The 13,252-nt window shown below is 73.2% G+C and carries 12 protein-coding genes; 6 read left to right on the top strand and 6 right to left on the bottom strand.

From position 1 onward, the window contains the following. Positions 1-400 precede the first annotated feature (400 nt). Positions 401-1,354, top strand: coding sequence for a ribosome small subunit-dependent GTPase A (gene rsgA / locus OG896_RS07940; protein WP_329363698.1), 954 nt, complete (start codon positions 401-403; stop codon positions 1,352-1,354). A gap of 38 nt (positions 1,355-1,392) precedes the next feature. Here the strand turns inward: rsgA and OG896_RS07935 are convergent, their stop codons facing one another. From OG896_RS07935 to OG896_RS07920, 4 genes are all read right to left on the bottom strand, one after another. Beyond that, the gene (locus tag OG896_RS07935) at positions 1,393-1,524 is read right to left on the bottom strand and encodes a hypothetical protein (protein WP_328470765.1); all 132 of its coding nucleotides are present in this window, start codon (positions 1,522-1,524) and stop codon (positions 1,393-1,395) included. Positions 1,525-1,633: 109 nt separating this feature from the next. Then, positions 1,634-1,771 carry a hypothetical protein gene (locus OG896_RS07930; protein ID WP_329363697.1) on the bottom strand — a complete coding sequence of 46 codons (138 nt, stop codon included), beginning with the start codon at positions 1,769-1,771 and terminating at the stop codon, positions 1,634-1,636. Between the two features lie 40 nt (positions 1,772-1,811). Beyond that, positions 1,812-2,846, bottom strand: coding sequence for a LacI family DNA-binding transcriptional regulator (locus OG896_RS07925; protein ID WP_328470767.1), 1,035 nt, complete (start codon positions 2,844-2,846; stop codon positions 1,812-1,814). Between the two features lie 349 nt (positions 2,847-3,195). Further along, a complete protein-coding gene (locus tag OG896_RS07920; RefSeq protein ID WP_329363694.1) occupies positions 3,196-4,674 on the bottom strand; it encodes an MFS transporter in 1,479 nt (492 codons plus the stop codon). A 161-nt stretch (positions 4,675-4,835) separates the two neighbouring features. Here OG896_RS07920 and OG896_RS07915 point away from each other — a divergent pair, with 161 nt between their 5' ends. Next, positions 4,836-5,483, top strand: coding sequence for a TetR/AcrR family transcriptional regulator (locus tag OG896_RS07915; RefSeq protein WP_329373800.1), 648 nt, complete (start codon positions 4,836-4,838; stop codon positions 5,481-5,483). A 180-nt stretch (positions 5,484-5,663) separates the two neighbouring features. Beyond that, positions 5,664-6,062, top strand: a complete 399-nt coding sequence (locus OG896_RS07910; protein ID WP_329363692.1) for a PPOX class F420-dependent oxidoreductase — start codon at positions 5,664-5,666, stop codon at positions 6,060-6,062. Between the two features lie 78 nt (positions 6,063-6,140). On the opposite strand, the gene OG896_RS07905 is transcribed toward OG896_RS07910, so the two are convergent. Both OG896_RS07905 and OG896_RS07900 read right to left on the bottom strand, forming a co-directional pair. Next, positions 6,141-6,623, bottom strand: coding sequence for a DUF456 domain-containing protein (locus OG896_RS07905; protein ID WP_329363691.1), 483 nt, complete (start codon positions 6,621-6,623; stop codon positions 6,141-6,143). 263 nt (positions 6,624-6,886) lie between these two features. Beyond that, entirely contained in the window at positions 6,887-7,873 is a 987-nt protein-coding gene (locus OG896_RS07900) for a helix-turn-helix domain-containing protein (protein WP_329363689.1), read from the bottom strand. A 259-nt stretch (positions 7,874-8,132) separates the two neighbouring features. Here OG896_RS07900 and OG896_RS07895 point away from each other — a divergent pair, with 259 nt between their 5' ends. The 3 genes from OG896_RS07895 (at position 8,133) to OG896_RS07885 (ending at position 13,198) form a co-directional block, all read left to right on the top strand. Further along, positions 8,133-10,715, top strand: coding sequence for a protein phosphatase 2C domain-containing protein (locus OG896_RS07895; protein WP_329363687.1), 2,583 nt, complete (start codon positions 8,133-8,135; stop codon positions 10,713-10,715). A gap of 28 nt (positions 10,716-10,743) precedes the next feature. Continuing rightward, a complete protein-coding gene (locus tag OG896_RS07890; RefSeq protein WP_328470779.1) occupies positions 10,744-12,486 on the top strand; it encodes a pyruvate dehydrogenase in 1,743 nt (580 codons plus the stop codon). Positions 12,487-12,607: 121 nt separating this feature from the next. Further along, positions 12,608-13,198, top strand: coding sequence for an ATP-binding protein (locus tag OG896_RS07885; RefSeq protein ID WP_329363684.1), 591 nt, complete (start codon positions 12,608-12,610; stop codon positions 13,196-13,198). The last annotated feature ends 54 nt before the right edge of the window (positions 13,199-13,252 follow it).

Below are 13,252 nucleotides of genomic sequence, written 5' to 3'. Positions count from 1 at the left end.
GGGTGGTGGGGGAGCCGCTACGGTGCGGGTGTTCGCAGAGCGGTGCCCCGGGTGGGGTGGCCGTGTCGGTCGTGTGTGTGACCTGGGAGGTGTGACCCGATGGCTGTTTCCGTGACGGGTGTTGCCCGTATTCAGCTGATCGTGCAGTTCACCTCTGTGGTCTCCGGCTGACCTTTTCTGCTGTTCGTCGCGCCTGTGGGGCGCGCGGGCCGGGGCCCTGTTCGAAGGGTTTCCCTTGTCTTTCTCTTTTCGTGATGCTTCCTCGCATGCTCTCGTGCCTTATGGCTGGGACGACGTGTGGGAGGCGGAGTTCGTGCCGTACGCCGAGCGTGGGCTGGTGCCCGGGCGGGTGGTGCGGGTGGACCGTGGACGGTGTGATGTGTTCACGGCTGAGGGTGTAGTGCGTGCAGACACCGAGTACGTCGTGCCGAAGGACCCGATGCGCGTGGTGTGCACCGGGGACTGGGCCGCGCTCGACCCGGCCGGCCATGACCCCCGTTTCGTGCGGGAACTGCTGCCCCGGCGCTCCCGGTTCGTCCGGTCCACGTCGTCGAAGCGGTCGGAGGGCCAGGTGTTGGCGGCGAACCTGGACCACGTGGCGGTGTGCGTCTCGCTCGCCCTCGAGCTGGACCTGGGACGGCTGGAACGGTTCGTCTCGCTGGCCTGGGAGAGCGGCGCACAGCCGGTCGTGGTGCTCACCAAGGCCGACCTGGTGCCCGACACCACCCATCTGCTCGCCGACGCGGAAGCCGCCGCGCCCGGGGTGCGGGTGGTGGTGGCGAGCGCCGAGAGCGGTGAAGGGCTCGACGAGCTGGGCGAGTTGCTCGCCGGGGGCAGCACGGTGCTGCTCGGGCAGTCCGGCGCCGGCAAGTCGACGCTGACCAACGCCCTGGCCGGGGTGTCCGTCCAGGAGGTGCAGGCCACCCGGGACGCCGACGGCAAGGGCCGGCACACCACGACCACCCGTGACATGGTGCCGCTGCCGGACGGGGGAGTGCTCATCGACACCCCCGGGCTGCGCGGCGTCGGGCTGTGGGATGCCGAGACCGGACTCGGCCAGGTCTTCGCGGAGATCGAGCAACTGGCCGCGGACTGCCGCTTCCCGGACTGCTCGCACCAGGCCGAGCCGGGGTGCGCGGTGCTCGCCGCGCTGGACGACGGCACCCTGCCGCAGCGCCGCCTCGACAGCTACCGCAAGCTGCTGCGCGAGAACGCCTGGATCGCCTCCCGCACCGACCAGCGACTGCGCGCCGAACTGCGCCGTGAGTGGAAGCAGCGGTCGGCGGCCGGCCGGGAGATGTACGAGCGCAAGCGCGGCGGGGGCGGCGGCCACCGCCACGGCCAGGTCCGCTGACCGGCGGCCGGCTCAGCGCGGTCGGCCCTCCGCGCTCCTCATCCGGTGCCGCCACGACGTCCGTGGCGGCGCCGGACCCCGATCGGGCTTCCCTCGCTCCAGAAGGAACCGATGATCCCGGCGATGACGAGCGCCACGATCACGATTCCCAAGATGACGCTGTAGGCCATGCCATGACCTCCTCACATCCGCGCGGCCTTCACCGCACCGTCACTTTCGCTGCCTGATCGTGACCTTCCCGTTGCATGACGGTCTCAATCCACTTCTCAACACGGCTTCTCAGGAGACCTGTTGAGCGTTGGCGAAAATATGACGGTAGGTAAGTCGCGCGATGCGTAAACCGGATGAACGGTTGAAGTGCTGATCGGCTTCCGCCCCGATCTCGGCGCCGCCCATCCGCCGCTCATGCCCGCCCATCCGCCGCTCATCCCGCTCATCCCGCCCATCCCGCCGACCCTCACGCCGACGCGCGCACCACCAGCTGCGTCCGCGTCACGATCGACGACAGCGCGGGCCCGCCCGACTCGGCCGCGCCCGCCTCGATCCGGCGCAGCAGCAACCGCGCCATCATCCGGCCCATCTCCTCGATGTCCTGCCGGATCGTGGTCAGCGGCGGGTCGGTCCAGTCGGAGACCGACACGATGTCGTCGAAGCCGATCACCGCCACGTCCTCCGGCACCCGCCGTCCCCGCGTGCGCAGCAGCCGCAGCGCCCCCGAGGCCATCACGTCGGACGCCGCGAACACCCCGTCCAGGTCGGGGAAGTCGTCCAGCAGCCGGGCCATCGCCTGGGAACCGCCGTCGGGGGTGAAGTCGCCCTCGGCGATCAGCCGCGGGTCGATGTCCGGCAACGCGTCGCGGAAGCCGTCCAGCCGGTCCACCGAAGCGGTCTGGTCCAGCGGGCCGGCGATGTGGCCGATCCGGCGGCGGCCCAGGTTCAGCAGGTGCTGGACCGCGTCGCGGGCGCCGCCGCGGTTGTCGCAGTCGACGTAGAGCGTCTCGCTGTCGGACCAGTCGGGGCGGCCGCCTATCACCGTCGGCACCCCGGCCCGGCGGGCGAGCGCGGGCAGCGTGTCGTCGTCGTGCAGCGAGAAGATCAGCGCGCCGTCCACGTGGCCGCCGCCCAGATAGCGGCCCACCCGCTCGTAGTCCCCGGCGCCCTCGGTGAGCAGCAGCACCAACTGGTTGTCGTGCGCGGTCAGTTCCTTGCTGATGCCGCGTACCTGCTGGGCGAAGAACGGGTCGGCGAAGAACCGCGTCTCCGGCTCGGCCACGACCACCGCGATGGCGTCGTTCCGCCGGGTCACCAGGGCGCGAGCGGCCTGGTTGGGCACGTAGCCCAGCTCGTCGACGGCCCGCCGGACCCGCTCGGCCAGCGGCGCGCGCACCCCCTCGCTGCCGTTGACCACGCGGGAAGCGGTCGCCCTGGACACCCCGGCCCGTGCGGCCACGGCCTCCAGCGTGGGGCGGGGCACGAAGCTCGGGTCGGACAACGGAGGGCTCCTTCGCACGCGGATAACGAAAATTTCCGGACCATTTCGATACGGACAGCGTATCGGGTCCGGCTGACCGCGTGAGAGCGCTCTCTCGGTGTGTCCCCAGGGTTGCCGGTGCCGACACCCGCACCGGTCCGCCCGGGCGCGCCGCCGCGCGGGCCGCCCCCGTGTGGGCGTGCGCGGGCGGCCCGGCGGGCGGACAGGTGGACGGGCGGATGGTGCGTACGTACGGACGGACGGTGCGTACGGTCCCGCGTCCGGTGAGCGGCGCCGGATCAGCGGCCGCTCGCTGAAGCCGCTCGCCGAAGCGGCTCGGCGTGATCCGGCGACTCCCAGGGCGAACGGGTCAGGCGGGTTCCTCGGCGGCGGCCTCTTCGGTGGAGTGGGAGTCGGTGAGGGTGAGGGCGCCGCCTGCCGCGACCAGGCCGACGACGACCGCCAGCACCGCGTAGGTGACCCGCTCGCCGTGGAAGAACGACGCCACCAGCGCCTTGCTCCAGGTCCCCGCGGGCAACTGCGTGGTGACCAGCGCGGCGATCAGGGTGCCGACCAGGGCGGTGCCGACGCTGGTTCCGACCTCCTGGGCGGTGTCGTTGAGCGCGGCGCCGATCGACGTGCGGTTGCTGGGCATCGCGTCGACGAGTGCGATGGCGCAGATCGTCATGACGGTGCGCAGTCCGATGGTCATCAGGACCATGCAGGCCGCGATGGTGCCGTACCCGTGGTCGACGCCCCAGGAGAGGCCGGCCAGCGAGCCGGCCAGGCAGGCCGCGCCGACCAGGCAGGCGATCCGGTGGCCGAACCTTCCCGCCAGCCACTCGGACAGGGGAGTGGCGGCGATCATGGTCACGATCATCGGGAGGTTCGCCAGGCCGGCCCGGACGGGGCTCCACCCGTAGGCGTACTGGAAGTGGAGGATCAGCCCGAACATCACCGCGGCCATCGCGATGGCCGTGCCGATCTGCGCGATGGCGGCGCCGCGCACGGTGCCGTCGGAGAAGAGGCGCAGGTCCAGCATGGGCGAGGGGCTGCGGCGCTCGTGCCGTACGAACGCGACGCCCGCGGCGATGGCGCCGAGGACGGCGGTGAGCGTGACGGCGGAGTGCCAGCCGTGCTCGACGCCGCTGGTCAGCGAGTAGCAGGCGAGGCCGATGGTGGTGACGCTCAGCGCGGCGCCCGGCAGGTCGAGCCGGTCCTGGGTCAGGTCCTCCGGCCGGTCGGCCGGGACGCCGAGACGGACGCCGACGGCCGCGAACAGCGCGATCGGGGCGTTGACCACCAGGAGCCACTGCCACCGCACGTGGGCCAGGGCGGTGCCGCCCAGCAGGGGGCCGAGGACGAAGCCGGACATGCCGACGATGATCATCAGGGTCATCGCGCGCATCCGCAGCGCCTTGTCGTCGAACAGCCGGAAGACCAGCGAGTTGGTGATGGGGGCCATCGCGGCCGCGGCGATGCCGAGGCCGGCCCGCAGGGTGATGAGTTCCCCCGCGGTGGTGACCGCGACGACGCCGAGGCTCAGCAGGCCGAACACGGCCAGGCCGACCAGCAGCACGCGTCGGCGCCCGAGCCGGTCGGCCATCGATCCCGCCGTCAGCAGCAGGCCGCCGAAGGTCAGCGAGTACGCGCCGGTGACCCACTGCAGCGCGGTCGTGCTGCCGTCGAGGTCCCGGCCGATCGTGGGCAGCGCGATCGACAGCAGGGTGTTGTCGACCATCTCCACGAAGAAGGCCAGGCAGAGCGCGGCCAGGGGAATCCACGCCGCGCGCAGCGACGGATAGGTACGCGATGCGGCGGGCGCGGTGGAAGGGGCGGTCGTGGTCATGGCGGGCCTCCTTTCGGAACGTCGCCGAGTATCGAACGACGTTCGACCATAGAACGTGGTTCGATGAATGTGCAAGTTGTGAAAGGATGTGCACCATGACAGGCCCGCGACCACGACCCGCCGATCGTCCTTCCCGAGGGCGGCGACGTGCTTCGCACTCCATCGAGGCGGTTCTCACCGCGGCGGTGGCCCTGCTCGACGAGGCGGGCGAGCCGGCGCTGACCCTCCGCGCGCTCGCGGCACGGCTCGGCACCGGCGTCGGCAGCATCTACTGGTACGTCTCCGGCAAGGACGACCTGCTCGAACGTGCCGTCGACCACGTGCTCAGCGGGGTGCTGACCGCCGTCGAGGGGCGGGCCGACAGCAGTGACCCGATCGACGACCTGCGCGTGATGGCCGTCATGCTGTTCGACGCGATCGTGGACCGGCCGTGGCTGGGCGTGCACTTCATGCGCGACATCGACGTCCAGGGCAACTCGTTGCGGCTCTACGAGAAGCTGGGGCAGCAGACGCTCCGGCTCGACCTCACGCCACGGCAGCGGTTCCACGCCGTGTCGGCGATCGTGGGCGTCGTGGTCTCCAACGCCGCCGACATGGGGCAGGAGCCGCCCGAGGAGGTGGTCGAGGGATTCGTGGACCGCGACGAGTTCCTCGGCCGCTACGCGACGACGTGGCGCGGGCTCGACGCCGGGGAGTACCCGTTCCTGCACGACATCGTCGACGAGTTCGACGGGCACGACGACAAGGAGCAGTTCCTCGCCGGCCTGGACCTGACGCTGGCGGGCATCCGCTTCCAGGCCGGAGCCTGACGCCGGGGCAGCCGTTCCCGACCCGTACCCCCCCCACCCCCCGCACCCCCGCACGGGCCCACACGGCCCGAACGGCCCCGAGTGGCAACGGCCTTTCTGCGCTTCGCCTAGGACCTTGGTCCGGGTTCTTTCAGCCGAGCGGCGGATGCCGGGGCGGGGGAGCGGCGGGAGGATGACCGTATGACGACCAGGACCGCACGGACCGAACTGAACGAAGCCGAGCTGGCGTATCTGCGCGGGCAGTTCCTCGCCAGGCTGGCCACCGTCGACGCGAAGGGGCGCCCGCAGGCGAACCCGGTGGGCTTCTTCCTGCGCGAGGACGGCGCGGTGGACATCGGCGGCTTCGCGATGGGTACCACCAAGAAGTGGCGCAATGTCGCCGTCAATCCGAACGTGTCCCTCGTGGTGGACGAGATGTCCCGCCCGGGCGACCCCCGTACCGCCCGCGGCGTCGAGATCCGCGGCACCGCCGAGCAGGTGGAGGGGCCGCACGAGTACGGCGAGCGGATGAGCCCGGAGCTGATCCGTATCCACCCGTACAAGATCATCAGCTGGGGCATCGAGGGCTCCGCGGTCTGACGCGCGGGCGGGACGCGGGTCGACGGCGCCGGGCGCGGGACGATGCCGCCGGGCTCGGTTCGACGCTGGCGGCGCCGGCTACCCCGCGATGACCGCGCCCACCCACGCGCCCGCCACGATCAGGCACGCCATCAGCTCGACCAGGACGGACCCGCCGACCGTACGCATCACCCGGCGGGTCGCCGTCCAGGCGGCGCGGTGGCCGCCGAGCCGGACCCGCTCGTGGACGTACACGGTGCCGGCGAAGCCCAGCGGCGCGCCCACCACCGGGAGCACGAAGAACCCGGGGATCGCCACCCCGCTCGCCGTCATCACCGTGTGCCAGGTGACGCCGGAGTCGCGAATCCGCCGGGACGGCATCAGCCACAGCACCACCTGGGCGACCGCCAGCAACCCCGTCGCCCCGGCGAGTACGCCCCAGGTCAGGGTGGTGTGCTGCGAGGTGGCCCACCACAGCACGGCGCCCCAGCACAGCAGCGTCCCCGGTACCCCAGGTGCCGATACGCAGACGATGCCGAGCAACATCACCGCGCCGATCAGGCACAACTGTGCGGTCCCCATGAGAGCCACCCTGCCGGAATCCGGGCGCGTTCGCTGTCCGGCGACGCGCCCGACGCACCGGTGTTACCGGATCGCGTCCCCCGGCCGGGTGCGAGACCGGCCTGCCGCATGCCGCCAGGGAACCGTACGCCCGATGCGGGCCGCGGTGGGCCGGATTCGGACGGATCGCGCCCGGTGCACGCCTCGCGTACGCCCCCCTGCGCGCCCCGCGTACGCTCCCGCGCGCCCCCGCGCACGGATCACGCCGGGCGGGCGGCCCCGGCTCAGGGCTCGTCGCGGGCGATCCAGCCGCGTTCGTAGGCGTGCCAGCCGAGCTGGAGGCGGGTGCTCACGCCGGCGATCTCCATCAGCCGCTTCACCCGGCGCTGCACCGTACGCAGGCCGAGGTCGAGCTGTTTGGCGGTGGAGGTGTCGGTCAGGCCGGCCAGCAGCAGGGACAGGATGCGCAGGTCGGTGTTGTCGGGCTGCGCGTTCCGCTGCTCGGCGAGTATGCCGCCCGGCTCCAGGCGCAGCGGCATGGCCTGCCGCCACACGCCCTCGAAGAGCTCCGTCAGCGCCTCCAGCAGGCCGCTGGCGTGCACCACCAGCGCGGCGGGCTCGGCGCGGCGGCCCAGCGGCACCATCGCCAGCGTCCGGTCGACCACCACGAGCTTGGTCGGCACCCGTTGCACCACCCGCACCTGCTCGTCGCGGTCGAGCGCGGCGGCCAGTTCGGTGAGCCCGCTGTGCCCGGTGACCGCTTCCCGTTCCAGCACCACGCGGTACGTCACCCCGCGCCGCGCCGCGTCGGCCTCCGCGTCGTTGTCCACGCCGTCGACCGCGACCGGACGGCCGCTGACCAGGGCGCACACCTCGCGCTCGGCGCCGAACTGGAGTTGGAGGAAGCGCTGGGCCACCGCGCCCGCGCCGGTGACCACCTCGACGAGGTCGTGCACGGCGGGTTCTGCCGCCTCGGCCCTGAACTCGGCGGCGAGCACGGCCGCGGCCAACTCGGCCTGCTCCAGGGCGTGCCGCCGGCTGGTCAGCAGCGCGGACAGCGCGACCGCCGGCGGCGCGACCACCCAGCGGCCGGGCCGCGCGGAGGACTGGGCGACCAGGCCGTGCCCCTCCAGCCGGCGCAGCAGCCGGGCGGCGTCCTCCTCGGGCAGCGCCAACCGGTCGGCCAGCTGGCCGAGTTCGGCCGCGCCGAGCGCGACCAGAGCGCGGTAGGCCGATTCCTGTGCCTCGTCGAGGCCGATGGCGCCGAGCAACGAAGGCCCCTCCTCGGGATGGGCGGCTGTGCGACACCGACGGCGACGGCGGCATGGCGGGAATGAGCCGCGGCGGTTTCCCGCCGTGGACATCCTCCCCTCCTTCGGGTGCCCTCTGCCACTGTGATCCACATCGCAGCCGGTGTCATACCCGGGGAGCACGTGCGAACCGCGCGCGCCGGGCCGGCCCTGGCCGTGGGGGCTGGGCCGACCCGGCGTTTCGCGTTTCCCGGTCCGCTCGGCGGTGGACAATAAGGGCATGAGCCAGCAGGGCGACGCACGCGGCAGCCAAGAGGACGACTGGTGGCGGCAGTTGTACGACGAGGAGGTCGCCGCCGGAGCTTCGGGCGCCGGGAACGACTCCCTCGACGCGCACTTCGACTCGGCGCTGAACGCGATGACGCCGCCGCCCCCGCCCCGGACCGAGACGCTGCGGCTGCGGCGGCCGACCCCGCCGCCCCCTCCGCCGTCATGGCAGCGGCCGAGCCGTCCGGCGCCCCCGCCGCCCCCTCCGCCGCGCCAGGAGGAGCGCACGGCTCCTCCGCCGCCGTCGTGGGACCCGTGGGCGGCCGCACCGACCTTCGCGGAGCCGGCACCGATGCCGGTACAGCGGCAGCCCGAGCGGGAGTTGGCGCCGGAGCCCTTCGCGGAGCCGGCCGCGGAGCCGGCGACGGCGCCGGAACGGGAGCCCGTCCGGGAGCCCTTCGCCGCGGAACCGGTGTCCGCCCGGTCCGAGCCACCCGCGCCGCCGGTGCCGCTGGTGCCGCCAGCCGAGGAGGCGCGGACCGAGCCCGCACCGGAACCGGAACCGCCGTCAGATCCGGAACCGGCGTCAGAACCGGTGCGCGACGCGGTGCCCGAGGCCGAGCCGCGACCCGCGGTCGAACCGGAGCCCGCGGTCGAACCCGAGCCCGAGCCTGACCTCGCCGCGGAACCGGCGGCGGAACCCGACGCCGTGCCCGACCCGCGCATGGGCAGCGCGTACGCACCCGCGCCGCGCGTACCCGAGGCCGTGCGGGCGCCGGCGCCCCTGCCCGCACAGGAGCCGGACGTCCAGGCGGGACCCGAGGCCGCGTACGAACCCGCGCCGGAGCCGGAGTGGCCCGAGCCCGTCGTCGAGCCCGCACCCGCTGCCGTCGCCGAACCCGCGCCTGAACCTGCGTACGAACCCGCGCCGGAGCCGGAGTGGCCCGAGCCTGTCGTCGAGCCCGCGCCCGCTGCCGTAGCCGAACCCGCGCTCGAACCCGAACCCGAGGATGAACCCGCCGCCGTAGCCGAACCGGAGGCCGCGCCCGCGCCGGACCCGCGTGCCGCGGAGACGTACGCGCCGCCGCCCGCCAAGCCCTGGGACGCGTGGGCCACTCCGCGCAGCGCGGCTCCGCCGCTGTCCAGCCCGGCCGCGCCGACGGCCCCGCCCGCGGCCGAGGGCTGGTCGGCGCGGCTCTCGCAACGACCGCCCCAGCCGTCGCCGTCGGCGCTGCCGGCAGAGCAGGAGGCGTCAGCGGCTCCAGAAACGGCCCCCGAGCCACCCGGGCGCCCCGAGAGCGCCGGGGCACCCGAGGCCCAAGCACCCCCGCGAGCGCCGGCCTCCCCGTATACGGACCTGGTCGAGGACCCGGCCGCGGAGTCGGTCCCGCTTCCGGCTCCGGCTCCGACCTCGGAAGCGCCGCCGCCCGCGTCCCCCGCGCCCGCCCGCCCGCAGCCGTCGGATTCCCCGTATACGGACCTGGTCGAGGACCCGGCCGCGGAGTCGGCCCCGCTTCCGGCTCCGGCTCCGACCCCGGAAGCGCCGCCGCCCGCGTACGCGGAGCCGGTCGACGAGGCGCGCCTGCCTCCGCCGCCGGCCCCTGCCCCGGCCCCGGCCCCGGCCCCGGCCCCACCCATGGTGCAGCCGCCCGGCGAGACGGTGTTCGCCGAGGGCGAGGTGCGGTGGGCGCCGGAGTTGCCACCCGGGTGGGTGCCCGCGGCCGGGGTGACGCGGGTGGTGGACGACGCCGGCACGGAGGTGGGTGTGGTGGGCGGCGGCCCGCCGACGTACGGGCCGGAGCCGACCGCGTGGCCGGAGGCGGACCCCGAGGGGCTGGACGCGCTGGTCCCCGACACCGTGCTGGACGGGGCGGAGTACGGCGTGATGACGCTGCGGACCGCGGCGGTGCGCGGCGACTCGGCCCGTTACCGCGGCCAGCCGCGCCGGGACGCGGTGCTGACCGCGCGGTTCGGCACGGGCGACGAGGCGCTGCTGCTGGTGGCGATGGCGAGCGGGGCGCGGGCGGCCGACGACGCGCACCGTGCCGCGCAGGACGCCGTGCGGTGGATCGCGGGCGCGGTGGGCCGGAGCCGGGCCCGGCTCGCCGACGACCTGCGGGCCGCCCGCCGGGGCTCCCTGAAGTCGGGGCTGCACCGGCTGACCGACCGCTGCTACGGACGGCTGCGGGCCCGGGGCGAGGACCTGGGCCTGGCGGAGGGCTCGTACACCGCGTCGGTGCGCTGCCTGCTGCTGCCGGCCGACCCCGCGTGCCGTATCCGGCTGTTCTTCGGGGTGGGGGAGGGCGGCCTGTTCCGCATCCGGGACGGCAGCTGGCAGGACCTCGACGTCGCGCCGGACGAGGCGTCCGAGCCGTTCCGGTTCCGGGCCACCGTCGCCCAGCCGGGTGACGCGCTGCTGATGTGCAGCGCCGGCCTGGCCGAGCCGCTGCGCGGCGAGCCGGAACTCGCCGCCCACCTGGCCGGGCGCTGGGGCCAGGGCCGCGCGCCGGGCCTGGCGGCGTACCTGGCGGACGCCCAGACCCGGGTGAAGGGCTACGCCGACGACCGCACGGTGGTGACCGTCTGGGATGCGTGATCGCCCCATCCATGGGGAGATGGTCACCATGGCGAAGCAGACGGTGGCCGAGCAGTTCGTCGACGTCCTGGCGCGAGCGGGGGTGCGACGTCTTTACGGGGTGGTCGGCGACAGCCTCAACCCGGTGGTGGACGCGGTGCGCCGCAGCCGCGCCCTGGAATGGGTGCATGTGCGGCACGAGGAGACCGCGGCGTTCGCGGCCGGCGCCGAGGCCCAGCTCACCGGGCGGCTGGCCGCGTGCGCGGGCTCCTGCGGCCCGGGCAACCTGCACCTGATCAACGGGCTGTACGACGCGCACCGCTCGATGGCGCCGGTGCTGGCGCTCGCCTCGCACATCCCGAGCAGCGAGATCGGCACCACGTACTTCCAGGAGACCCATCCCGACCGGATCTTCCAGGAATGCAGCCACTACAGCGAACTGGTCTCCAACGCCGCCCAGATGCCCCGGGTGTTGCAGACCGCGATCCAGCACGCGGTCGGCCAGGGCGGGGTGTCGGTGATCAGCCTGCCCGGCGACATCGCGGCCCAGCAGGCACCGCAGCGCACCGAGGAGCACGCGCTGGTCACGCGGCGCCCCGCGATCCGCCCGGGCGACACCGAGATCGACGAACTGGCCCGGCTGGTGGACCGCGCCCAGCGGGTCACGCTCTTCTGCGGCAGCGGCACCGCGGGCGCCCACGACGAGGTGATGGACTTCGCGCGGAAGGTCAAGTCCCCGGTCGGGCACGCGCTGCGCGGCAAGGAGTGGATTCAGTACGACAACCCGTACGACGTCGGCATGAGCGGGCTGCTCGGCTACGGCGCGGCCTACGAGGCCATGCACGAGTGCGACCTGCTGATCCTGCTCGGCACGGACTTCCCGTACAACGCCTTCCTGCCGGACGACGTGACGATCGTGCAGGTCGACGTGCGTCCCGAACACCTGGGGCGGCGATCGAAGTTGGACCTCGCGGTGTGGGGGGACGCCGGTGAGACGCTGCGCTGCCTGACGCCGAAGGTGCGCGAGAAGAAGGACCGCGCCTTCCTGGACCGGATGCTGAAGAAGCACAGCGACGCGCTGGAGGGCGTCGTGAAGGCGTACACCCGCAAGGTGGACAAGCACGTGCCGATCCACCCGGAGTACGTCGCGTCGGTGCTGGACGAAGTGGCCGCCGACGACGCGGTGTTCACCGTCGACACCGGGATGTGCAACGTCTGGGCGGCTCGCTACCTGACGCCCAACGGCCGGCGGCGGGTGATCGGTTCGTTCTCGCACGGGTCGATGGCGAACGCGCTGCCGCAGGCGATCGGCGCGCAGTTCCTGGACCTGAAGCGGCAGGTCGTGTCGATGTCCGGCGACGGCGGCTTCAGCATGCTGATGGGCGACTTCCTCACCCTGGTGCAGTACGACCTGCCGGTGAAGGTGGTGCTGTTCAACAACTCCTCCCTCGGCATGGTGGAGTTGGAGATGATGGTGGAGGGGCTGCCGGCGTACGGCACCACCAACCACAACCCGGACTTCGCGGCCATCGCGCGGGCCTCCGGCGCCTACGGGGTGCGGGTCGAGAAGCCGAAGGACCTGCGCGGCGCGCTCAAGGACGCCTTCCGGCACAAGGGGCCCGCGCTGGTGGACGTGGTGACCGATCCGCACGCGCTGTCCATCCCGCCGAAGATCACCGGTGAGCAGATCGGTGGGTTTGCGCTGTCGATGGGCCGGACCGTGCTGGACGGCGGCGTCGGCAAGATGGTCCAGCTCGCCCGCTCCAACCTGCGCAACGTGCCTCGCCCGTAAGGGAGTTGATGAGTGCGGCAGCCAGGCCGGCGGTGCCTTTCGGTGATGTCGGCGGCGCCGGTCTGCCGTATCGCCGGGGACCTGTCAATCCATCGGATGAGTGGACGCATCCGTGGTGGGCATGCCTATCGGGAGGGGAACAAGGATCGGTTGGAACGGGGGAAGCAGGACGAATATCACGGGGTACCGGTTGCGGCGCGCGGTACGGCGGGCGGATCTGCCCGCCGTGGCCGAAACTCGCAGGGTCCTTCGGGACAACCTGCGGGAGTGGGGCGTGGCCGCACTGGTGGACACAACGGAACTACTGGCCACCGAACTTCTCACCAACGCACTCCAGCACACCTGCGGGGGCGCCGTGTTGACCGCGACGCTCTCACCGGAAGGGTTCCGGGCCGGGGAGCCGGGGCAGCGGCTGCGGATCGAGGTCCGCGACACCGTCGCCCGCCTGCCCCGCCCGCGTCCCCAGCGGTGGGAGCCCGATCCGGCCGGGGACTACGGCACTTCGGGCCGCGGCCTGCTGCTCGTCGACGCGCTCGCCGACGACTGGGGGGTGCGGCCGTGCGCGGCCGGCGGGAAGGAGGTCTGGTTCGAACTGAACGCGGAAGCGCTGAACGGGGAAGCATTGAACGGGGAAGCGCTGAACTCCGAAGCGCTGAACGGGGAAGCACTGAACGGGGAAGCACTGAACGCGCTGGACGCGGAAACGGCGTGACCCCGGGTGGACCTGTGTCCACCCGGCAGCCACGCCGCCCGTGTACCGCTACTT

It is taken from the genome of Streptomyces sp. NBC_00669, from assembly GCF_036226785.1.
In the GTDB taxonomy this organism is placed as follows: Bacteria; Actinomycetota; Actinomycetes; order Streptomycetales; family Streptomycetaceae; genus Actinacidiphila.
The sequence above is the reverse complement of the archived record's forward strand: the minus strand, read 5'-3'. Positions and strand labels throughout refer to the sequence as shown.

Coding starts and splice junctions, on each gene's coding strand:
- OG896_RS07935 (WP_328470765.1), bottom strand. CDS start 1,524: ATGGCCTACAGCGTCATCTTGGGAATCGTGATCGTGGCGCTCGTCATC.
- OG896_RS07930 (WP_329363697.1), bottom strand. CDS start 1,771: ATGGGCGGGCATGAGCGGCGGATGGGCGGCGCCGAGATCGGGGCGGAA.
- OG896_RS07920 (WP_329363694.1), bottom strand. CDS start 4,674: ATGACCACGACCGCCCCTTCCACCGCGCCCGCCGCATCGCGTACCTAT.
- OG896_RS07910 (WP_329363692.1), top strand. CDS start 5,664: ATGACGACCAGGACCGCACGGACCGAACTGAACGAAGCCGAGCTGGCG.
- OG896_RS07905 (WP_329363691.1), bottom strand. CDS start 6,623: ATGGGGACCGCACAGTTGTGCCTGATCGGCGCGGTGATGTTGCTCGGC.
- OG896_RS07895 (WP_329363687.1), top strand. CDS start 8,133: ATGAGCCAGCAGGGCGACGCACGCGGCAGCCAAGAGGACGACTGGTGG.
- OG896_RS07890 (WP_328470779.1), top strand. CDS start 10,744: ATGGCGAAGCAGACGGTGGCCGAGCAGTTCGTCGACGTCCTGGCGCGA.
- OG896_RS07885 (WP_329363684.1), top strand. CDS start 12,608: ATGCCTATCGGGAGGGGAACAAGGATCGGTTGGAACGGGGGAAGCAGG.